The sequence below is a fragment of the Bradyrhizobium sp. IC3123 genome (genome assembly GCF_020193625.1).
In the GTDB taxonomy this organism is placed as follows: Bacteria; Pseudomonadota; Alphaproteobacteria; order Rhizobiales; family Xanthobacteraceae; genus Bradyrhizobium; species Bradyrhizobium yuanmingense.
This window is the reverse complement of the sequence record NZ_JADYVF010000001.1, coordinates 101579-122553: the sequence shown is the minus strand read 5'-3', so window position 1 is coordinate 122553 and position 20975 is coordinate 101579. Positions and strand designations below refer to the sequence as shown.

23 protein-coding genes are annotated in these 20975 nt (G+C 64.0%); 9 read left to right on the top strand and 14 right to left on the bottom strand.

Annotated elements, in window-relative coordinates; genetic code table 11:
* Window positions 1-268 precede the first annotated feature (268 nt).
* Complete coding sequence (locus I6F20_RS00640) at window positions 269-1336, top strand: threonine aldolase family protein (RefSeq protein WP_036027826.1); 1068 nt, start codon at window positions 269-271, stop codon at window positions 1334-1336.
* A gap of 112 nt (window positions 1337-1448) precedes the next feature.
* Here the strand turns inward: I6F20_RS00640 and I6F20_RS00635 are convergent, their stop codons facing one another.
* From I6F20_RS00635 to grxD, 4 genes are read right to left on the bottom strand one after another with little or no spacing between them, the layout of a single operon-like run.
* Window positions 1449-2708: a serine hydrolase domain-containing protein gene (locus I6F20_RS00635; protein ID WP_225124754.1), complete on the bottom strand. Its 1260-nt coding sequence runs from the start codon at window positions 2706-2708 to the stop codon at window positions 1449-1451.
* Between the two features lies 1 nt (window position 2709).
* Window positions 2710-3996, bottom strand: coding sequence for a serine hydrolase domain-containing protein (locus I6F20_RS00630; protein WP_036012922.1), 1287 nt, complete (start codon window positions 3994-3996; stop codon window positions 2710-2712).
* A gap of 46 nt (window positions 3997-4042) precedes the next feature.
* A complete protein-coding gene (locus I6F20_RS00625) occupies window positions 4043-4594 on the bottom strand; it encodes an O-acetyl-ADP-ribose deacetylase (RefSeq protein ID WP_109143232.1) in 552 nt (183 codons plus the stop codon).
* A gap of 3 nt (window positions 4595-4597) precedes the next feature.
* Window positions 4598-4924, bottom strand: coding sequence for a Grx4 family monothiol glutaredoxin (gene grxD / locus I6F20_RS00620; protein ID WP_018647423.1), 327 nt, complete (start codon window positions 4922-4924; stop codon window positions 4598-4600).
* A gap of 239 nt (window positions 4925-5163) precedes the next feature.
* On the opposite strand from grxD, the gene egtB reads away from it, so the two are divergent.
* Together egtB and egtD are read left to right on the top strand one after the other, a co-directional pair.
* Window positions 5164-6459 (top strand): ergothioneine biosynthesis protein EgtB, encoded by a 1296-nt coding sequence (gene egtB / locus I6F20_RS00615; RefSeq protein WP_225124753.1) that lies wholly within the window; start codon window positions 5164-5166, stop codon window positions 6457-6459.
* Between the two features lie 48 nt (window positions 6460-6507).
* Window positions 6508-7479, top strand: coding sequence for an L-histidine N(alpha)-methyltransferase (egtD, locus tag I6F20_RS00610; RefSeq protein ID WP_192893154.1), 972 nt, complete (start codon window positions 6508-6510; stop codon window positions 7477-7479).
* 9 nt (window positions 7480-7488) lie between these two features.
* Here egtD and I6F20_RS00605 read toward each other — a convergent pair whose 3' ends face one another.
* Together I6F20_RS00605 and I6F20_RS00600 are read right to left on the bottom strand one after the other, a co-directional pair.
* Window positions 7489-8682, bottom strand: coding sequence for a low temperature requirement protein A (locus I6F20_RS00605; protein ID WP_036027841.1), 1194 nt, complete (start codon window positions 8680-8682; stop codon window positions 7489-7491).
* Between the two features lie 42 nt (window positions 8683-8724).
* Window positions 8725-8961: a BolA family protein gene (locus I6F20_RS00600; RefSeq protein WP_036012929.1), complete on the bottom strand. Its 237-nt coding sequence runs from the start codon at window positions 8959-8961 to the stop codon at window positions 8725-8727.
* A gap of 196 nt (window positions 8962-9157) precedes the next feature.
* Between I6F20_RS00600 and I6F20_RS00595 the strand changes: the two genes are divergently transcribed.
* Window positions 9158-9517: a DUF427 domain-containing protein gene (locus I6F20_RS00595; RefSeq protein WP_036043505.1), complete on the top strand. Its 360-nt coding sequence runs from the start codon at window positions 9158-9160 to the stop codon at window positions 9515-9517.
* A gap of 156 nt (window positions 9518-9673) precedes the next feature.
* Here the strand turns inward: I6F20_RS00595 and I6F20_RS00590 are convergent, their stop codons facing one another.
* Window positions 9674-9847, bottom strand: a complete 174-nt coding sequence (locus I6F20_RS00590; protein WP_036012969.1) for a DUF1328 domain-containing protein — start codon at window positions 9845-9847, stop codon at window positions 9674-9676.
* Window positions 9848-10022: 175 nt separating this feature from the next.
* On the opposite strand from I6F20_RS00590, the gene I6F20_RS00585 reads away from it, so the two are divergent.
* Entirely contained in the window at window positions 10023-11210 is a 1188-nt protein-coding gene (locus tag I6F20_RS00585) for an acyltransferase family protein (protein WP_225124752.1), read from the top strand.
* 126 nt (window positions 11211-11336) lie between these two features.
* Here I6F20_RS00585 and purL read toward each other — a convergent pair whose 3' ends face one another.
* Window positions 11337-13547: a phosphoribosylformylglycinamidine synthase subunit PurL gene (purL, locus tag I6F20_RS00580; RefSeq protein ID WP_225124751.1), complete on the bottom strand. Its 2211-nt coding sequence runs from the start codon at window positions 13545-13547 to the stop codon at window positions 11337-11339.
* 186 nt (window positions 13548-13733) lie between these two features.
* Between purL and I6F20_RS00575 the strand changes: the two genes are divergently transcribed.
* Both I6F20_RS00575 and I6F20_RS00570 read left to right on the top strand, forming a co-directional pair.
* On the top strand, window positions 13734-14213 hold the full coding sequence (locus I6F20_RS00575; protein ID WP_036012934.1) for a PaaI family thioesterase: 480 nt from the start codon (window positions 13734-13736) through the stop codon (window positions 14211-14213).
* Window positions 14214-14289: 76 nt separating this feature from the next.
* A complete protein-coding gene (locus I6F20_RS00570) occupies window positions 14290-15252 on the top strand; it encodes a DMT family transporter (RefSeq protein WP_225124750.1) in 963 nt (320 codons plus the stop codon).
* A 13-nt stretch (window positions 15253-15265) separates the two neighbouring features.
* Here I6F20_RS00570 and I6F20_RS00565 read toward each other — a convergent pair whose 3' ends face one another.
* The 3 genes from I6F20_RS00565 to I6F20_RS00555 form a co-directional block, all read right to left on the bottom strand.
* Window positions 15266-15691: a GFA family protein gene (locus I6F20_RS00565; RefSeq protein ID WP_225114258.1), complete on the bottom strand. Its 426-nt coding sequence runs from the start codon at window positions 15689-15691 to the stop codon at window positions 15266-15268.
* Window positions 15692-15829: 138 nt separating this feature from the next.
* Window positions 15830-16567, bottom strand: coding sequence for a tetratricopeptide repeat protein (locus tag I6F20_RS00560; protein ID WP_225124749.1), 738 nt, complete (start codon window positions 16565-16567; stop codon window positions 15830-15832).
* Window positions 16568-16712: 145 nt separating this feature from the next.
* A complete protein-coding gene (locus I6F20_RS00555; protein WP_225124748.1) occupies window positions 16713-17318 on the bottom strand; it encodes a TetR/AcrR family transcriptional regulator in 606 nt (201 codons plus the stop codon).
* 131 nt (window positions 17319-17449) lie between these two features.
* Here I6F20_RS00555 and I6F20_RS00550 point away from each other — a divergent pair, with 131 nt between their 5' ends.
* Window positions 17450-17848, top strand: a complete 399-nt coding sequence (locus tag I6F20_RS00550; RefSeq protein WP_109143224.1) for a RidA family protein — start codon at window positions 17450-17452, stop codon at window positions 17846-17848.
* A 47-nt stretch (window positions 17849-17895) separates the two neighbouring features.
* Here the strand turns inward: I6F20_RS00550 and I6F20_RS00545 are convergent, their stop codons facing one another.
* Window positions 17896-18885: a tripartite tricarboxylate transporter substrate binding protein BugD gene (locus tag I6F20_RS00545; RefSeq protein ID WP_109143223.1), complete on the bottom strand. Its 990-nt coding sequence runs from the start codon at window positions 18883-18885 to the stop codon at window positions 17896-17898.
* The gene (gene purQ, locus I6F20_RS00540; RefSeq protein ID WP_109143222.1) at window positions 18882-19583 is read right to left on the bottom strand and encodes a phosphoribosylformylglycinamidine synthase subunit PurQ; all 702 of its coding nucleotides are present in this window, start codon (window positions 19581-19583) and stop codon (window positions 18882-18884) included. The genes I6F20_RS00545 and purQ overlap by 4 nt, the downstream gene beginning before the upstream one ends.
* A gap of 166 nt (window positions 19584-19749) precedes the next feature.
* Here purQ and I6F20_RS00535 point away from each other — a divergent pair, with 166 nt between their 5' ends.
* Window positions 19750-20766 (top strand): magnesium and cobalt transport protein CorA, encoded by a 1017-nt coding sequence (locus I6F20_RS00535; protein WP_036027847.1) that lies wholly within the window; start codon window positions 19750-19752, stop codon window positions 20764-20766.
* 19 nt (window positions 20767-20785) lie between these two features.
* On the opposite strand, the gene I6F20_RS00530 is transcribed toward I6F20_RS00535, so the two are convergent.
* Window positions 20786-20971, bottom strand: a complete 186-nt coding sequence (locus I6F20_RS00530) for a hypothetical protein (RefSeq protein WP_036043481.1) — start codon at window positions 20969-20971, stop codon at window positions 20786-20788.
* Window positions 20972-20975 lie beyond the last annotated feature (4 nt).

Genomic DNA, 20975 nt, shown 5'->3' with positions numbered 1-20975 from the left:
CGGCCGACCAGTTCGCCAACACTCTGCCTTCTGCAACGCCGACTGAAGCGGCGCTTCGCGCGTGGGAGGCCCTCTCCCGCGCCGAGCAGATCTGCCGATATCAGGGGCTGTTCGCTCTGCCCGATTGCAATATCTTCACAGCAGACACGCCAGACGACATCCTCCTTGCCGCGCGACAGCGCGTCGCTCAACGTTCTCGTGGCTAGTACAGGTCATCGGGGCACGCACGCAATACGTCGCAATTGTTCGACTAGAGATGAGACACGCCATGCTCTACACCCCTCCCCCCGTCGATCCCAAGGCGCCGCCGGTGCGCATCAATCTGCTCTCGGACACGCAGACCAAGCCGACGGCAGGGATGCGGGAGGCGATGGCGCGGGCGGAAGTCGGCGACGAACAGGTCGGCGACGATCCGACCGTGAACGCGCTGTGCGAGCGCGTGGCCGATCTGCTCGGCAAGGAAGCTGCGGTCTACATGCCCTCGGGCACGATGTGCAACGTCACCGCGACGCTGGTGCATTGCCGCCCCGGCGACGAGATCCTCGCCCATGAGACCGCGCATATCATCGCGCGCGAAGGCGGCGCGCATGCCGCAATCGGCGGCTTCCAGGTCACCCAGCTCAAGGGCCCCGATGGCCAGTTCACGCCGGAGACTCTTCGCAAGGCGCTGCATCCGCGCACGCGGTACCAGCCGCCGCAGACCGTCGTCAGCGTCGAGCAGACCGCCAATATCGGCGGCGGCACGATCTGGAAGAAGGCGGTGCTCGACGAGATCGTCGCGATCGCCAGGCAGCACGACCTCGTCACCCATATGGACGGCGCGCGCCTGCTCAACGCCACGGTCGCGAGCGGCATCTCGCCACGCGACATGACCGCGGGCTGGGACTCGGCCTGGATCGACTTCTCCAAGGGCCTGGGCGCACCGATCGGCGGCGTGCTCGCAGGCTCGCGCGCCTTCATCGACGCGGTCTGGCAGTGGAAGCAGCGGCTCGGCGGCTCGATGCGGCAGGCCGGCATCTGCGCCGCAGCGTGCATCTATGCTCTCGACCACCACGTCGAGCGCCTGGCCGACGACCACGCCAATGCGCGCGCGCTCGCCCGCGGCCTGTCGCAGATCTCGGGCATGGAGGTGCAGGAGCCCGAGACCAATCTCGTGTTCTTCAAGCCCGACGGCGCCGGCATTCCCGGCGACAAGATGGTCTCGGCCCTCCGTCAGCGCGGCGTGACGCTCGCGATGATGGACGGCCGTATCCGCGCCTGCACCCATCTGGACGTCAATGCGAGCCAGATCGAGGAGACGATCGGGTACGTGCGCGAGATCGTGCGCGGGGCGTAAAGCTCAGCCCCGTAGCCCGGATGGAGCGCAGCGAAATCCGGGATCTATCCACGCGGTGAGGACGTCCCGGATTGCGCTTCGCTCCATCCGGCTACGCAAAGGGGGAGAGGTCTCACCGCCCCATCGCCTGATAGATCAGCGTCTTCAGCTCGAGCTGGATCCGGCCGCGCTGCGAGGGGGTCTGCACCATGAAGATTCCGAACAGGTCGTCTTCGGGATCGATGAAGAAGAAGGTGCCGCCAACGCCGTCCCAGCGATATTCGCCAAGCGGCCAGTTCGTGCCCGGCGGCACTGCGGTACGTACGGCGAAGCCGAGGCCGTAGCCGCTGGTCTCACCCGGATAGTAGTGCTTGTCGCGCGCGACGCGGGTTTCGGGACCGATATGATCCCTCGCCATCAAGGCGATGGTTTCCCGCTTCAGATAACGTCGACCTTCAAGCGTGCCGCCGTTGAGCAGCATTTGCGAGAAGCGGGCATAATCGCCGACCGTGCCGACGAGGCCGCCGCCGCCCGACTCCCATCGCAGCGGTTTCCTGATATCGCGAACCTGCGTGATCGGGCTGATCGCCCGATCCTGCGGCATCGGCTCGGCGATACGCGGCCATTTGGCGGGATCGGCGAGGTAGAATTCCGTGTCCTTCATCCCGAGTGGGTCGAGCAGCCGCGTCTTCGCGAACTCGAGCAGCGATGTCCCCGAGATCACCTCGATGATGCGCCCGAGCACGTCGGTGGAGTGGCCGTAGTCCCAGATCGTGCCGGGCTGTTCGGCGAGCGGAAGCGCGGTGATCTTCGCGACGAATTCGGCATTGGTCGAATTCCTGTCGAACAGTCCGGCGTCGGCGTAGAGCTTGTTCACCAGGTCCCCGCCATAATAGCCATAAGGAATCCCGGCGGTATGCCGCATCAAATCCTCGATCATCACCGGACGGTTGAGCGGCTCCAGCTCCAGCGAGACCTTGTCGTCCTCGGCCTTCTTCTCGACGCCGACCTTCATGCCGGCAAAGGCCGGAATGTATTTCGAGACGGGATCGCTGATCGCAAGCTTACCCTCCTCGACCAGCATCATCGCCAGGACCGAGGTGATCGGCTTGGTCATCGAATAGAGGCGGAAGATCGTGTCCGCGCTCATCGAAAGTTGGGTCGCGACGTCGCGGACGCCGAAATTCTCGCAGTAGACCGGCTTGCCGTGTTGCTGGAGCAGCAGAATCGCTCCCGGAAATTTGCCGGTCGCGATCTCATTCCTGATGTAGTCGGAGACTTTTGCCAGGCCTTCGGGCGTGAATCTGTGCGCGCGGCCCTCCGAGCCCGCCCGCGCACTTACGGCGCCGAACAAAAGAACGAGCGCCGCGAACAGCGCGCGGCGCCCGTTCATGTCACTTCTCCATGGCTTCATAAACCAGCTGCTTCAATGTCCGCTGCACGCGCTGGCGCTCGCTCGGGGTCTGCTCCAGCAGCACGAAGAACATGTCCTGCTTGGGGTCGATCACGAAATAGCAGCCGGAGGCGCCGTCCCATTTGAGTTCGCCGAGGTTGCCGGGCGGCGGCGGCTTGGCATTGCCGGGCTCGGTACGGACCGCAAGCCCGAGGCCGAAGCCAAAGCCGTCGCCGGGGAAATAGAAATAGTCGCGCTCGACGCCGGAGCCGGGGCCGACCTGATCAGTGGTCATCAGCTTGAACGTCTCGGGCTTGAGGATGGTCTTGCCGTCGAGACTGCCGCCATTGAGCAGCATCTGCGAAAAGCGCCTGTAATCCGCCATGGTCGTGACCATGCCGCCGCTGGCGAACTGGATCTTCTTGACGACCGTCGGATCATTGATGCGGCCGACGCGGAAATCGGCATCGTTCGGCACGGGCTGGGCCAGAAGCTTCTGCTTCGCGGGGTCCGTGACCAAGAAGCCGGTATCGACCATGCCGAGAGGATCGAGCAGCTTCTCGCGCATGATGTCGATCAGCGGCTTGCCGGCGGCGACCTCCATCACACGCGCCAGCACGTCGGTCGAGTGGCCGTATTGCCAGAGCGCGCCCGGCTGGTTGTGCAACGGCAGCTTGGCGATGCGTTCGGCGAACTCGGCCAGATCGAAGTCGCCGGCATAGATGTTGGCCTCGCGATAGGCCTTGCGGACCAGGCTGTCGCCGTAGAAGCCGTAGGTGATGCCCGAGGTGTGCGTCATCAGATCGTGCACGGTCATCGGCCGCTTCGGCGGCACCAGCTCGAGCGATTTCGTGCCGTCCTCCGCCTTCTTCTCGACACCGACCTTCACATTGGCGAAGGAGGGAATGTATTTCGAGACGGGATCGTCCAGCTTGATCTTGCCCTCCTCGACCAATTGCATCGAGACCACCGCAGTGATCGCCTTGGTCATCGAGAACAGGCGGAAGATGGTCTTGTCCGTGATCGGAGCCTTGCTGACCACGTCCTGAACGCCGAAGACTTCGTGATAGACCGGCTTGCCATGCTGCTGGATCAGCACGTTTGCACCGGCGATCTTGCCCGTCGCAACCTCGTTCTTGAAGAACTCGGTGATCCTGCCGAGCTTCTCCTGGTTGAAACGTGCGCCGGCCGGAATCTCGTAAGTGCCCTCCGCGCGCGCCGGCGAGATCGCGGCAAGCGACACCAACGCGCCGCAGGCGAGCGCACGCAGTCCAAATTGTGAAATCATATCCCCTCCCCGGAACATGGCGCCTCGGAGTGTACCGACCGCGTCATCAGGCACAAGGGCTGCCGTACCGCGCCAAGACATCCGAATGGAGGGCGGCGCTTGCCTCCGAGAAACAACAAAATATGACGTGCGCAACCAGCGGCGCAGCAGGCAGGGCTTCGATGGCGGCATGGACCGCGATCTTTGCCGCCTGGTCGGCAGGAAAACGATATACGCCGGTCGAGATCGCGGAGAACGCCAGCGAAGTCAGCCCATTGGCCTGGGAGAGCTCCAGCGCACGGCGGTAACAGGAACGAAGTGCCGCCGCCTCGCCGCGAGTGCCGCCGTGCCAGACCGGACCGACGGCATGGATCACGTATCGGGCGGGCAGACGATAGCCCTTCGTGATCTTGGCATCGCCGGTCGGGCATCCCCCGAGCGTCTGACATTCGGCGAGAAGCTCGGGACCAGCGGCGTCATGGATCGCGCCATCCACGCCGCCCCCGCCAAGGAGCGACGTGTTCGCGGCGTTGACGATGGCGTCAACGCCGAGTGTGGTGATATCGGCGACGATGACCTCGAGCTCCGCGCCGCCAATCCGGCGCGTCAGCACGGTCACGTGTCAGGCCGCGACGACGACGCCCTTCTCGGAGAAGAGCTGCTGCAATTCGCCGGCCTGGAACATCTCGCGGACGATGTCGCAGCCGCCGATGAACTCGCCCTTCACATAGAGCTGCGGGATGGTCGGCCAGTTCGAATATTCCTTGATGCCGTTGCGCAGCTCGGCGGATTCGAGAACGTTGAGCCCCTTATAGCCGACACCGATATGGTCGAGGATCTGGACCACCTGGCCGGAGAAACCGCACTGCGGAAATTGCGGCGTCCCCTTCATGAACAGAACCACGTCGTTCGACTTCACTTCATTGTCGATGAATTCCGCGATGCTCATATCCGTGTCCTTCTGGGGCAGAGCCCTCACCAATTGCTTCGGGCCGGCTCAGCCGATTTAACCCGATACCTGCCCATATATGTAGCCCAAACCGTTGTGCATCCAAAGTAAAATGGCGGCGACGGGTCCCCGCCGGCCGGATTGACCCCAGCCGGGTCCATAGGCTGATGACATCAATATCATCGCCGCAGAGGACTTTCATACCGTAACGGAGCCCCTATCTAGGACGAACCCTGTTCATGGAACCGGGTCGTGCGAACAACGTTCTCTTGTCCTGTCTGGAGAAAAACGTGACGAAACAAGCCTCAGCCACGGCCTCCCTGCGTTCGTCACCGTCCTCCCGCGAGGACGACCTCGCCCAGCGGCTGGAAGCGGCGTTCTCGACTGTCCGCAATGAGACCGAACGCCGGGCCGCACCGCTGTCGCCCGAGGACCAGCAGATCCAGTCCATGCCGGATGCCAGCCCGACCAAATGGCACCGGGCCCATACGACCTGGTTCTGGGAGCAATTCCTGCTCGGCGAGCATGCTGCGGGCTACCGGCCCTTCCACCCCGATTTCGCGTTCCTGTTCAATTCCTACTACGTCAGCGCCGGCCCGCGACATGCTCGCAATCATCGCGGCGACATCACCCGCCCCAGCGCCGACGAGGTCGGCGCCTATCGCAAATACGTCGATACGGCCGTCAGCAAATTCTTCCGCGAGGCGGGCGCGGACAAGCTCCGCGCAATCGCGCCGCTGGTCGAGGTCGGGCTCAATCACGAGCAGCAGCATCAGGAGCTGATGTTCACCGACATCCTGCATGCCTTTGCGCAGAACCCGATCTATCCGGCGTATGACCCGGCCTGGCGCTTCCCGGCCGCAAGGCGCGGCGGCGATGACTGGCTGACGCTGAACGAAGGCATCCACACCGTCGGCCATGTCGACGACGGCTTTCATTTCGACAACGAGAAGCCGGCGCACCGCGCCCTGGTCGGTCCGGTCAGGATCGCCCGCAATCTGGTCACCAATGCCGAGTGGCTCGCCTTCATGCAGGACGGCGGCTACCGGACCGCAACCCTGTGGCTGATGGACGGCTTTGCCGCGGCCAGCAAGGAAGACTGGCAAGCCCCCGGCTATTGGCGCGAGGTCGACGGCGCATGGCAGGTGATGACGCTGGCCGGCCTCAAGCCGGTCGATCCGGACGCGCCGGTCTGCCACATCAGCTATTACGAAGCGGATGCGTTCGCGCGCTGGTCCGGAAAACACCTGCCGACCGAGATGGAATGGGAGGTCGCGGCCCGCGCTGGCCAGCTCAACGACGCCTTCGGCCTCGTCTGGCAATGGACCCGCAGCTCCTACGCGCCCTACCCCGGCTATCGCGCCGTCGAGGGCGCGCTCGGCGAGTACAACGGCAAGTTCATGGTCAACCAGCTGGTGCTGCGCGGCTCCTCGCTTGCAACTCCGCAGGGCCACAGTCGTACCACCTATCGCAACTTCTTCTATCCGCACCACCGCTGGCAGTTCACCGGGTTGCGGCTTGCCGATTACGACTAAGTATTCCGACGACAGATGCGCGCCGGACAGCGCGTTCAGGAGAGTATCATGAATGTGCACGCCAGCGCTTTGGCCGAGGCCCATCTTCCCGACGAGCAGACCACCGCCTTTGCCCGCGAGGCCATCGAGGACCTCTCGCAGCAGCCGAAAAAGCTGTCGCCGAAATATTTCTATGACGCGACCGGATCGGAGCTGTTCGAGGCGATCACCAAGCTGCCGGAATATTATCCGACGCGCACCGAGCTATCGATCCTGAAGGAGCGCGGAAGCGAGATCGCAAGCATCATCCCGGAGCACGCCGCGCTGGTCGAGTTCGGCGCCGGCGCGACCACGAAGGTGCGCCTGCTGCTCGATCAGTGCAAATTCGCAGCCTATGTCCCCGTCGACATCTCCGGCGACTTCCTGAAGGCACAGGCGAGCGGCCTGAAGCGGGATTTCCCGGCGCTCGGCATCTATCCGGTGGCGGCCGATTTCACGACGCCGTTCGAGCTGCCCAAGCAGGTTGCATCCATGCCGAAGGTCGGCTTCTTCCCCGGCTCCACCATCGGCAATTTCGAGCCGCAGGAAGCGCAGGCCTTCCTGAAAAGCGCGCGCAAGATCCTCGGCAAGGGCGCGCAGATGATCATCGGCGCCGATCTCGAGAAGGACGAGCGGATCCTCTTCGACGCCTATAACGATGCGGCCGGCGTCACCGCGCGCTTCAACCTCAATGTGCTGGTGCGCATCAACCGCGAGCTCGGCGGCAATTTCGACCTGTCCGCCTTCACCCATCGCGCGATCTACAACCGCGAGCGGCACCGCATCGAGATGCACCTGATCAGCAGGAAGAGCCAGACCGTGCGCCTGCTGGGCACCAGCTTCTCGTTCCGCCCGGGCGAAAGCATCCACACAGAGAACAGCTACAAATACAGCATCGCGCGTTTTGCCGCGCTGGCCCAGGGCGCGGGCTGGCGGGTCCGCGAGAGCTGGACGGATGCGGCGAAGATGTTCTCGGTGCACGCGCTGGAGGTCGCGGAGTAAGGCCGGGCTTCAATGCTCCCCGGCCTCCTCCACCTTCGACCCCAGCGACACCGACTCCCACACCGCCACCACGATTAAGATGGCGCTCGTCGCCATTGACAGCCACAGCGGCGACAGTTCCGACGCGAACCACCACAGCACCAGCAGCAGGATGATGCCGATGCCGTGCGAGAGCTGGAGGAAGCCGCGGACCGCGTGCTTGAACAGGATGGTGCCGATCAGAAACACCAGCGGGCCGCCGATCGTGCTCAGAACCGTGCGGACGTCGGAATGGCCGGACGGATGCTTCAGCACCAGTTCGTCCGAGACCGCGGTCAGGATGATGCCGGCGATGATCGGCATATGCAGATAGGTGTAGGCGAGCCGCGCCAGGCGGCCGGACTCGCTTGACTTCGAGATCCGCTCCAAGCCGGCCTCCGCGCCCTTGTGGAAATAGATCCACCACATCGCGATGGCGCCGACCAGCGCTGAGACGAAGGCGAGAATGTTGCTCGCGGTCCACTCCAGTTCAGCGAAGGTCGCGCCGTTGACGATAATGGCCTCGCCGAGCGCGATGATGACGAATAGACCGCAACGCTCGGCCATATGGCCGCCTTCGACCGCCCAGGCCTCAACGGAAGAAAAGCCCAGCTTCGGCACCCAGAACCGCGCGGCCGGCGAGATGTATTCCCAGGTAACCGCCGCGATCCACAGCCATAGCCGCCTCTCGCCCTCGGCCAGGCCGCCCGCGATCCACAAGGCCGCGGAGATCGACAGCCAGGTCAGGATGCGGATTGCGTTATGCCGCACCGCTGTTCGATGCAGCGGCGTTGCGAGCAGCCAGAACGCGGTACGCCCCACCTGCATGGCCGCATAGGCAATCGCGAACCACAGGCCACGGCCCTCGAAGGCGGTCGGGATCGTGGTCGACAGCACGAGGCCGCCCAACATCATCGCAAAGAGCAGGAGCCGGACCGGGGTCAGCTCGGGATTGAGCCAGTTGGTAACCCAGGCGGTGAAAACCCACAGCCACCACACCGCGAGAAACAGCACCGCGACGTGCACGGCGCCGAGCGGCGTGAAATGGTGCAGCAGCGTGTGCGATATCTGCGTGACGGCGAAGACGAAGACAAGATCGAAGAACAGCTCGACGAAAGTGACGCGGCTGTGCTGGTTCGGCACAATGACGCGGAACATCGCGCCGTGCGGATTGTCCGCAGCCATCATCGTCCCCTCGTGGCGCTGGTCAGGTCAGGTGCAGCTTCGTCAGTTACCTGGCACGCCGGTTTGCAGCGCCAGCGCGTGCAGCACGCCGCCCATCTGGCCACGCAGGGACTGGTAGACGATCTGGTGCTGCTGGACGCGCGATTTGCCACGGAAGGATTCCGAGATCACGGTCGCGGCATAGTGGTCGCCGTCGCCGGCGAGGTCACGGATGGTCACCTCGGCATCGGGGATCGCTGCCTTGATCATCGCCTCGATATCGTGGGCGTCCATGGGCATTCGGGTCTTGCTCCTTATCTCGGCTGCAAACAGCCTCATCATCGAATCGCTGCCGGGGGTCCCCTCGCCGGCAAGGTCAAACTTAGCGTGAACGGCCTTCTACGTCACGCTTTCCGGCACTATATCCCTGATCCCATCAGGACAAAGGCACGACAAAGTGCCGCGCGCGGCAGATTGATCGAAAAGGCGTGAAATCATGAAGCTTCCAGGGCCCGACCACCCGATCACCATCACCCCAAATCCCCGGCGCGTCCGCGTCACGGCGGGCGACATCGTGATCGCCGAGACCAGCAAGGCGCTGACCTTGAAAGAGGCCAGATATCCGGCAGTGCAATATGTACCGCGGGAGGACGCCAACATGGCCCTGTTGGAGCGTACCGACCGTGTCACCCATTGCCCCTACAAGGGAGACGCGAACTATTACAGCGTCAAGGCGGACGGCAAGACGCTGGACAACGCGATCTGGACCTACGAGACACCCTTCCCCGCGATGACGGAGATTTCAGGCCATCTCGCGTTCTATCCGGACAAGGTGAAGATCGAGGAAGTGGGATAAGCGCCGCAACCCACGACCGTCATGCCCGGGCTTGTCCCGCCTGCGCGGTCGAAGCCGCTCCGGCGAGGCGAAGGCCCGGGCATCCACGTTCTGTACGCGGTAAGGCGTGGATGGCCGGGTCAAGCCTGGCCATGACGGCGGAGAGGGCTGAATCAGCTACGTCCTGAAGATCGTGAGTCCCAGTATCAGCAGCACCAGGAAGATCGCCACGAAGACGTAGAACAGGAAGCGCGCGATATCGGCGGAGGCGGCCGAGATTCCGGTGAAGCCGAGCACGCCGGCCACGATCGAGACAAGTAGGAAGATCAGGGCCCATTTCAGGATCGACATCGCCAGCTCCGAACTGCCGCGTCTCACGGCCTACGCTGTTTTCGGCGAACGCTAACATTGCTGCGAGGAACTGGTTCCTAGAGGTAGTCGGGGGCGACCTCCGAAACAAACGGCCCTTGCTGAATCGAGTTCCCGGCGGCACAGTCCAGCCGAGGTCAGGATCGGGGCGGCCACGATGACGATGTCACATTCAGCGACGATCGGCGCGGAGGTGCATGCCGCGCCCACGAGCAAGGTGCGCAATCTGGCGATCGATCGCGCCCGCACCTTCCTCACTCTGGTGGTGCTGCTGCATCACGCGGTGATCCCCTATACCTATTTCGGGCATACCGATCCGAGTTATTTCTTCGGCTTCGACATGATCGTGCTCGCCACCGACAGCTTCTTCATGGCGATGTTCTTCTTCCTGTCGGGACTGTTCGCCTGGTCTGGCATCGCCCGGAAGGGAGTCCGGAGCTATTTGGCAGATCGCCTGCTTCGGCTTGGCCTACCCTTCGCGATCTGCGCCTTTACAGTCATTCCGCTCGCCTATTACGCGATCTCCCTGCGGCACCATCCCGAGATCGGTTTTGCGGAATTCTGGTGGAATATGGTCACGAAGGGCCCGTGGCCGAGCGGGCCGATCTGGTTCCTGTGGGTCTTGTTCGCCTTCGACCTGGTTGCCTGCCTTTTGTACCGGCTGTCACCCAACCTGCTCGATCCGATCAATCGCCTCTCGCTACATGGTCGCCGCCGGCCCGCCGTGTTCTTTGCGGTCATGCTGGCGGTCACCGCCGCGTTCTACATTCCCGGGCTGGTTCACTACGGACACAGCAGCTGGTTCGAGTTCGGGCCGTTCTCGGTCCAGCACGGGCGCGTGATGCTGTACGCGACCTATTTCTTTTTCGGTGCCGGCATCGGCGTTGCGCAAATGGATCGTGGGCTGCTCTCTGTCGACGGCCGCATGGCGAAGGTCAGCTGGGACTGGATGGTCCTGGCGATCGTTCCGTATTGCCTGTTGTGGGGGCTGATCTTCATCAAGCGCGAAATACTGGGCAACCCGTCGCCGTTGCCGGACTGGTATGAAGCGCTTTATGCCATCTGCTTCACCGTCTTCAGCGTGGCGATCATGTTTCTGATCCTGGCCCTTTTCCAGAGATTCAAGCAATCAGGCTCAGCCAGGCTGCTCGATCCAATGCAGGGCGACGCGTTCGGCATGTTCCTTGTGCACTATCCGATCGCGCTGTGGCTGCAATACTGGCTGTTCGACTATGACCTGCCGGCGATCGTCAAGGCCACGGTCGGGTTCGTCCTGACTGTCGCAGCGAGCTGGGCGCTGACGCGAGCGTTGCGGCAGATCCCGGGCGCGTCGAAGGTGTTGTGAGGCGCGGTCTCTCGGTCCGTAGCCCGGATGGAGCGCAGCGCAATCCGGGACCTCGCCACAAGTGATAGCGGTCCCGGATTACGCTTACGCTCCATCCGGGCTACAGATCTGATTTGTGGCAGCGCCTTATGCCGCCTTCCCACCCATATATTCCGGCAGCCAGCGCTCGTACGATTTGCGCAAGCTGTCGATCGTAACCGGCGCCTCGCCGGCGATCGCGATGGCATCGCCGCCGGTGGTGCCGATCCGCACGCAGGGCACCTCGCAGCCGCGCATCTTGGCGAGCACGCGGCCGGCTTCGGTTTCCGGCACGGTGACGAGATAGCGCGCCTGGTCCTCGCCGAACCAGTAGGCCTGCGGCACCAGCGCAGTCGGCGCCGCCAGCAGCTTGGCGCCGATGCCGCCCGCCATCGCCATCTCGGCCAGCGCGATCAGGAGGCCGCCGTCGGAAAGGTCATGCACGGCCGTGGCGGTGCCCGCATGGATCATGCCGCGTACGCAATCGCCGTTGCGCTTCTCGGCGGCGAGATCGACCGGCGGCGGTGCGCCCTCCTCGCGGCCGCAGATGTCGCGCAGATAGACGGACTGGCCGAGCCAGCCATGGGTCTCGCCGATCAGAAGGATCGCCTCGCCCTCGGCCTTGAAGGCGAGCGACGCCGACTTGGTGAAATCGTCGAGCAGGCCGACACCGCCGATCGAGGGCGTCGGCAGGATCGCGCGGCCATTGGTCTCGTTGTAGAGCGAGACGTTGCCGGACACGACCGGGAAGTCGAGCGTGCGGCAGGCTTCCGAGATGCCCTTCAGGCAGCCCACGAACTGGCCCATGATCTCGGGCCTTTCAGGATTGCCGAAGTTGAGATTGTCGGTGATCGCGAGCGGCTTGCCGCCGACCGCGGTGATGTTACGCCAGGCTTCCGCGACCGCCTGCATCCCGCCTTGATAAGGATCGGCCTCGCAATAGCGCGGCGTGACGTCGACAGTGAGCGCGAGGCCCTTCGGCCCGTCCTGCACGCGCACGACGGCGGCGTCGCCGCCGGGACGCTGCATGGTGTTGCCGAGGATGACGTGATCGTACTGCTCCCAGACCCAGCGCTTCGAGCACATGTCCGGCGTGCCGATCAGCTTCTCCAGCGCAGCTCCAAGGCCCATCGGCGCCGGCACGTCGCGGGCATGCACGACCGGCAGCGCTGTGGACGGGACGTGCGGGCGGTCATAGACCGGCGCCTCGTCGCCAAGCTCCTTGATCGGCAAATCGGCCATGACGTCGCCGCCATGCTTGACCACGAAGCGCTTGCTCGGCGTCGTGTAGCCAACCACGGCGAAGTCGAGGCCCCACTTCTTGAAGATCGCCTCGGCTTCCTTCTCCTTCTCGGGCTTGAGCACCATGAGCATGCGCTCCTGGCTTTCCGAGAGCATCATCTCGTAGGCGCTCATGCCGGTCTCGCGGGTCGGCACTGCATCGAGGTCGAGGTCGACGCCGAGGTCGCCCTTGGCGCCCATCTCCACCGCCGAGCAGGTCAGGCCCGCTGCGCCCATGTCCTGGATCGCGATGACGCAGCCCTTTTCCATGATCTCGAGGCAGGCCTCGAGCAGCAGCTTCTCGGCGAAGGGATCGCCGACCTGCACGGTCGGGCGCTTCTCCTCGGACTTGTCGTCGAACTCGGCCGAGGCCATCGAGGCGCCGTGGATGCCGTCGCGGCCGGTCTTGGAGCCCAAATAGACGATCGGCATGTTCACGCCGGAGGCCGCCGCATAGAAGATCTTGTCGGCATCGGCGAGGCCGACCGCCATGGCATTGACGAGGATGTTGCCGTCGTAGCGGGTGTGGAAGCGGACCTGCCCGCCCACCGTCGGCACGCCGAAGGAATTGCCGTAGCCGCCGACGCCCGCCACGACGCCGGAGACGAGATGCCGCGTCTTCGGATGCTCGGGCGCGCCGAAGCTCAGCGCATTGAGGCAGGCGATCGGGCGCGCGCCCATGGTGAAGACGTCGCGCAAAATGCCGCCGACGCCGGTGGTCGCGCCCTGATAAGGCTCGATATAGCTCGGATGGTTGTGGCTCTCCATCTTGAAGACCACGGCCTGGCCGTCGCCGATGTCGATCACGCCGGCATTCTCGCCGGGGCCCTGGATCACCCAGGGCGCCTTGGTCGGCAGGCCGCGCAGATGGATGCGCGAGGACTTGTACGAGCAATGCTCGTTCCACATCGCCGAGAAGATGCCGAGCTCGGTGAAGGTCGGCTCCCGCCCGATCAGCTTCAGGATGCGCTCATACTCGTCGGGCTTGAGCCCGTGGGCGGCAACCAGTTCGGGGGTGATCTTGGGTTCGTTCTTCATGGATTCGAGGCTTTCGGCGGCGGTTTGGCCGTTCTTAGGAACATCGGACGGCTTCGAAAAGCCCTTTATGGCGCATTTTCCCGCTGTCCCACGTTTTGCGCCGGCAGGGCCGGCGGGAACGGGAATTGCACGGCGCGGTCGGATCGGATTTAAGGTCTAAAGACCCGCAATTGAAGGCCTATTTCCTTGCACGAATTGACCAAAGCGCCCCCGCCCCGCCGCCCCGACCTCCACGTCGCCACCGAGGGCGAATTTGTGGGCTGGCGGACCTGGATTCGCGACAGTTTTGAGTCCCATGTCGGCCCCTTCTGGCACCGGATCGAAGCGGACGGCAGCGTCCGCAGCGCCTTCCGCGTCGAGAAGAAGCACCTCAATGGCTCCGGCAACGTCCATGGCGGCTGCTACATGGCCTTTGCCGACTACTCCCTGTTTGCGATCGCCACCCACGTCCTGGACAGCCGGGCGGTGACGACCAATTTCGCCTGCGAGTTCCTCGATGCGGCACGCGAGGGCGAGCTCATCGAATGCACCGGCGAGGTCACCCGCGCCGGCGGCTCGCTGATCTTCCTGCGCGGCAAGATGATGTCCGGCGAGCGCGTGCTGCTCACCTTTTCCGGAACGATCAAGCGGATGAAGCGGACGGCACTCCCTCATCCAAACGCATAGCTCTCCGCCTTCCCTTTTCGCGCGCCCTCGCCCAGACTCGCCGGCAAGCGCGTTTGCGTCGGGGAGCAAGAACAAGGTGCCGCAGAGCACATCCGAGGCGGGTCGCGCGACGGCGGCCGCATCAACGCAATTGCCGTCCATCGCCACCGGCGCACGCAACTGGCGCGATTATGCGTTGCTGCTGGCGCTCGCCTGCTGCTGGAGCTCGACCTATCCGCTGACCAAGCTGGCGCTTCCCACGATCCCACCCATCACCTTCATCTCGGCGCGCTCGCTGATCGCCGCCGCCTTCCTGTTCGCGATCCTGTGGATGCGCGGCACCAGGATCCCCACCGACGCAAAAGCCTGGAAGCTGTTCGCGACCCAGCAACTGATCAACTCGACTTTCCCGTTCCTGATCATCACCTGGTCGCAGCAATATGTACCGGCCTCGAACACCGTGGTGCTGGCCTCGACCACGCCGATCTTCGCCTTCCTGATTACCTCGCTGATCACGCGGCACGAGCCGGCGACCTTGCTCAAGCTCACTGGTGCGATTTTGGGACTCGCCGGCACCGTCGCTATCGTCGGGCTCGATGCGCTGCGCGGCTTCGGTAGCGAGATCGTGGCGGAGATCGCGATCCTGCTCGCCACCATCTCCTTTGCCTGCGCGACGATCTTCGGCCTCCGCCTGTCCGAATACGATCCGATGGTGGTGGCAGCCGGCTCGCTGCTGTTCGGCGGCCTCGTGCTGCTGCCGCCCTCACTGCTCATCGATCAGCCGTGGACGCTGCAGCCGACGCCGACCGCAATCATCGCCACCATCGTCATGGGGATCGTGTCGAGCGCGTTAGGCCTGATGCTGTTCTACGTCTGCCTCGGCCGGCTCGGCACGCTGACGACGAACGCGCAAGGCTATTTGCGCATCCCGATCGGTGTCGGGCTCTCCGTGCTGCTGCTCGGCGAGAGCGTGCCGTCGAACCTCGCACTGGGGTTATTGCTGGTGATGGCCGGTGTTGCGGCGATGACGGTGCCGGCGGAGCGGTTGAAGTGGCGGTAGCCGACGGCGATGGTCAATCCGCCGAAATAAAGCGGAGGGTACCTGCACGGCGCGTCGGTTTTCCTGTGTCGTTGGTGTGATTGACACCGTCCATGACGGGCACCTCAGGAAAATCGAACGGACTTACCCCGTCGAGGCAAGCCACGTTGACAGCATACAGATTCTGGTCCGATCGACGCTGATGATGCGTGTAGATTCCGCAGCGGGAACAGAAGAAATGCTGCGCTGATCCGGTATGGAAGCGGTAGCTCGTCAGCGCATCCTCGCCCTTCAGGAACTTTATGCCGCCCATCTCCGCCATGACGACGACCGCACCGCGCATCCGGCAGTAAGAGCAGGTGCAGCGGCGGATCGAATTGAAACCGTCGCTCAGCGACGCCTCGAAACGCACCGCTCCGCAATGGCACTGACCAGCCCGGACGTTTGTGTCACTCACCATGTGGCATGCTTCCTGGCGTTGCTGCGAATGACGACGCCGCTCGGCGACGTCAACGGGCAGGCGTATCTCTCAAACGTAGGCCGAACAATCAAAAGGAATCGCCCAAGGCATCAAAACAACTCACGCGGGCCGGACTCCTCACGCCGACAACTGCTTCTCCGCGATCGACAGCCACTCCGCCTGCGCCTTGCGCAGATATTTCGGCGCGCGCCGCATCTGGATCAGGAGCTCGTTGAAGACCATGCGCGCCTCTGCGGTGCGGCCGACCGTTTGCAGCAGCATGCCGTAGCGCACCCGCGCCTCGGCGCCGGGGAAGTAGCCGGCGAGCGCGTGATATTCCTCCAGCGCCTCGTCGACACGTCCGACCTCGGCGAGCGCGCGGGCATAGAGCAGATGCGCGTCGGCGGAATCGAAATCGGGCCATTGCTTCTGCAGATCGTCCAGCGTCGCCAGCGCATCGGCTGGGCGGCTGGCGGCAAATTGCGCCTGCGCCCTGCGCAGCGCGTAGGCAGGATCGTGGCCCATCGGCAGCTTCAGGATGTGATCATAATGCGCTTCCGCTTCGCCGAACCGGCCGATATTCGCGCACTCTTCCGCCAGCGCGGCGCGGTTGGCGATGGTATCGGTGCCGGCGAGTTGGTCGGACAGCTCGCGATAGCGCTTCTCGGGATCGAGGCGATTGGCGACACGCTGGCGCGCCTGCCGGGCACCGGGGCTGGAAAACCATTCGGGAATGAGCTCGACCGCGATATAGGCGAGCGCGCCCATCATCGGCACCAGCAGGATGATGAAGGCCCAGGGCCGCAACCGTCCGGTTCGCGAGGCGTGATAGATCAGCGTGATATCGAGCAGCAGAACGACCAAAGCAACGGGCATGTGACATCCGGAAAGCACAACGACAGCCGGCCTCCTGATAATGCAATCGAACCGATGAAACAACTTTGAGTTGCGTCAACCGGCAAGAAATCAGCGAACCCGGACGCGCGCCTTAATGGTGACGAGGAGTCAGTCGCCGCAAAACCTATGCAGGTTCACGCGCCTCGCGTAGCAATCCACTCGCCAGCACTCGAAACGCATCAACAGCCTTGCTCAGCACGCTCTTGGGATCGTCGGCGGCCGCGACCCACAAGGCGGCGCTGAGCGCAGCCCCGTTCAGCAACCGCCCCGCCGCTTCGACGTCGACCGGCTTCACGATTCCCTGCTCGATCAGCGCACGGATCGTTCGCATGGTGATATCGAGACAGGCGTTCTCGCCGGGCCATTTGGAGGGATCGCCGAGCACCGCAGGTCCATCCAGAAGCATGATGCGCTGGATCTCGGGTTCGAGCGCCATCTCGATATAAGCACTTCCCTCCGCCAGCAGGCCCAGCCACGGGTTGGGCGCTTGCTCCCGAACGATGCGGAGCCGCTCCGCCATTTCACCGTCGATCTGCTCGACGACGGCCCAGAGCAGCCCCTTCTTGTCTTCGAAGTTGTGATACAGCGCGCCCCGCGTCAGACCGACGGCCGCAGTGAGTTCGTCCATCGACGCGTCTGCATAGCCCTGCGTGGCAAATGCCGCGCGTGCGGCGCGGATGAGCCTGGCCCGGTTTTCCGCCATGGCCGCGGCGCGCTTCCCCTTTGCCATGCCCTGCCCCCTTGACATACGCCTCGTATGTGAGCGATATCTCACATACGAAACGTATCTGAAATTGCCGTGACGCGCCAGCCATGGAACACCCGCGATCCGCTCACGCCCATCAACCGAAAGGCCCTGCCATGCCCCAGCGAGAGGCAATCTTCCCCGCCAACCGCCACGCGCTCTATCAAGTGCATCGCTACTCCGCAGCGATCCGCTCCGGTGACCTGCTGTTCGTGTCGGGGCAGGTCGGCAGCCGCGAGGACGGCTCGCCCGAACCGGTATTCGAGGACCAGGTCCGGCGCGCGTTCGCCAATTTGCGTGCCGTGCTCGCCGCTGGTGGATGCACGCTGGACGATGTCGTCGATGTCACCACGTTCCACACCGATCCGGCGAGCCAGATCGAGACGGTGATGGCCGTTCGCGCCGAAGAGATTGGCGAGCCGCCCTATCCGAACTGGACGGCCGTCGGCGTGAACTGGCTGGCCGGCTTCGACTTCGAGATCAAGGTCATCGCCCGCATTCCTGTGCTCCAGTAAGCTTCCGGGCGGCCATACACCGGCCGCCGGCAGGCAACTTGGCCAAGCTACTTGTTGGCGTCGTCCGCCAGCATCTTGCGGTACTTTTCGACGTCGCGCGTCACGAGCTTTTGCAGCACGTCGGGCGCGTGTTCGTCGGCATCGGGGGCGACGGTCGACAGGTCGGCGAAGCGCTTCTTCACCGCTTCGGTCTCGACGGCTGTGCGCGCCGCGGCATTCAGCTTGGCGATGACGGCCTGCGGCGTGCCCTTGGGCGCGAACAGGCCGTTCCAGCCTTGTGCCTCGAACTCGGGCAGGCCCGCTTCCGCCGAGGTCGGCAGATCCGGCAGCGTTGAGAGCCGAACGGTCGAGCCGACCACGAGGCCCTTCACCAGCTTGTCGTTGATCGACTGCGACACCGAGGCGGCCGCGTCGCAGACGCCGTCGATCTGGCCACCGACCGCGTCGGTCAGCGCAGGCGCGGCGCCGCGATAGCCGATCAGCGTCGCGTCGATCCCGGCTGCTGTGACGAAGCTTTTGCAGATCAGATAGTTCGAGGAGCCGACGCCGGCATGGCCGAGATTGATCTTGCCCGGATTGGCCTTGGCATAGGCGATGAACTCTTTCAGGTCCTTCGCCGGAAAGTCCTTGCGCAGCGCGATGATGCCGAAGGTCTTCGCCACCATCGCGATCGGCACGAAGGAATCAGGCGTGAACGGCAGTTTTGGATAGATCGTGTAGGTCGCGGCATTGGTGCCGGCATTGCCGATCGCAATCGTATAACCATCGGCCTCGGCACGGGAGGCCCGCGCCAGCGCGGTCGAACCGCCGGCCCCTGCAACATTCTCGATCACGATGGTCTGGCCGAGCGCGATGCCCATCTGCTCGGCCACCGCGCGCGCGATCACGTCCGAGGTGCCGCCGGCCGCGAACGGCACGATCATGGTGATGGGACGCTTGGGATAATCCTGCGCGGATGCGCAAGTCGCTACCGAAAATGTCGCGAACGCCAGCGCCGCGATCGCGGCGAGAGCACGCTTCACGACGCGCGAAATCACGCGGCTTTTTCCAGATGCTGGGCGAGACCGGCGAACAAGCCGCGACCATCGGTGCAGCCCATGATGTCTTCGACGTGGTTTTCCGGATGCGGCATCATGCCGAGCACGTTGCCCCGGTCGTTGACGATGCCGGCGATCGAATGCGCGGCGCCGTTGATGTTGTTGAAATCGTCGACTTCGCCGGCAGCGGAGCAATAGCGATAGAGCACCCGCCCCTCGCCTTCGAGCCGCTTGATGGTCTCTTCGTCCGCCTCGTAATTGCCCTCGCCATGGGCGACCGGCACGCGGATCACCTGGCCGGCATTGTAGCCGCGGGTGAACGGCGTGTCGGAACGCTCGACGCGCAGATGCACGTCGCGGCAGATGAATTTCAGCCGCGCGTTGCGCATCAGCACGCCCGGCAAGAGGCCGGACTCGCAGAGGATCTGAAAACCGTTGCAGACACCGAGCACGAGGCCGCCCTTGGCCGCATAGTCGCGCACCGCATCCATCACCGGCGCACGCGCCGCAATCGCGCCACAGCGCAGATAATCGCCGTAGGAGAAACCGCCGGGCACCACGACGAGATCGGTGCCTGATGGCAGCGAGGTCTCGGCGTGCCAGACCATCGCGGGCTCGCTGCCGGAGATCAGCCTCAACGCGCGCGCCATGTCGCGCTCGCGGTTGATTCCGGGAAAGACGAGGATGGCGGCTTTCATGGCAGGGTTCCGACGCGGCTGGGAATCGAAGCTGGCCAACGGGCCAATTCGCGAACAGACATAACCATTTGACGGGGATTTTACCAGTGCTAGCGTTGCGGAGCGCCCTTGTACACAGGCCATAGCCACGCGCCTTTGGCCGCTCGATTTGACCGGGATTGAAGCCATGAACGTCCCGTCGCTGCCTGCATCTCTCGCCGAAGCAGTATCCGCCGAGGGCGTGGTCGCCGCCGGCGCTTATGTCGACGGCCGCCGGGTCGCCAATATCGCCATCAGCGAGGCCTCGAGCTGGCGAGCCAAGCCCGGCCATGTCGTGTGGATCGGGCTGCACGAGCCCGACATGGCGCTGCTCGGCGCGGTGCAGAAGCAGTTCGACCTGCACGACCTCGCCATCGAGGACGCCAACCACGCCCATCAGCGGCCGAAGATCGAGCAATATGGCGAGGCCCTGTTCATCGTCGCGCGCACCGCGCAATTGATCGAGGGACGCATCGCCTTCGGCGAGACCCACATCTTCGTCGGCGAAGGCTATCTGGTCTCGGTGCGCCACGGCGCCTCGACCTCCTACACGCCGGTGCGCGAGCGCTGCGAGAGCTGTCCGCGGGCGCTCGCGCGCGGCGAGGACTACATCCTCTATGCCATCCTCGATTTCATCGTCGACAATTACTCGCCCGTGCTGGAGAGCATTCACGACGAGATCGAGAGCATCGAGGATGACGTGCTCTCCAAGCAGATCAGCAAGGCGCAGATCGAGCGGCTCTACATGCTGCGCCGCGACCTGTTGCGGCTCAGGACCGCGATCGGCCCGCTGGTGGAGGTCTGCCGCCGGCTGGAGCATGACGACCTGTCGATGGTGCGGCAGGCCATGCAGCCGCTGTTCCGCGACGTCACCGACCACGTCCGCAACATCCAGGAGCGCATCGATTCCATGCGCGAGGTGCTGGCCTTCGCCTTCGAGGCGAGCCTTTTGGTCGGCCAGGCCCAGGAGACGGCGGTATCCAAGAAGCTCGCATCCTGGCTCGCCATCATCGCGGTCCCGACCGCGCTCGCCGGCATCTACGGCATGAACTTCAAGCACATGCCGGAGCTGGAATGGGAGTACGGCTATTTCATGCTGCTGGGCGTGATGCTGACGGCATGCGGCTCGCTGTACTGGCGTTTTCGGCGGGCCGGGTGGCTGTGAGTCCAGACGCTCAGACGGGTTACATGCCTCGTCTGCCAGACCACGTGCTCTGCGCCACCTGAAGGTCGTGCAGCATGAGAAGCTGCTCTTCTCGACAGGCGCTCAGCTCAGACCTGATTTCGTCGATCTTGTATTCGACATCACCGAGCGTTTGCTCGATCTGCTTCAGCAGCTCGAAAATCAGCTCTTTGCCGATATCCGCCACTCCG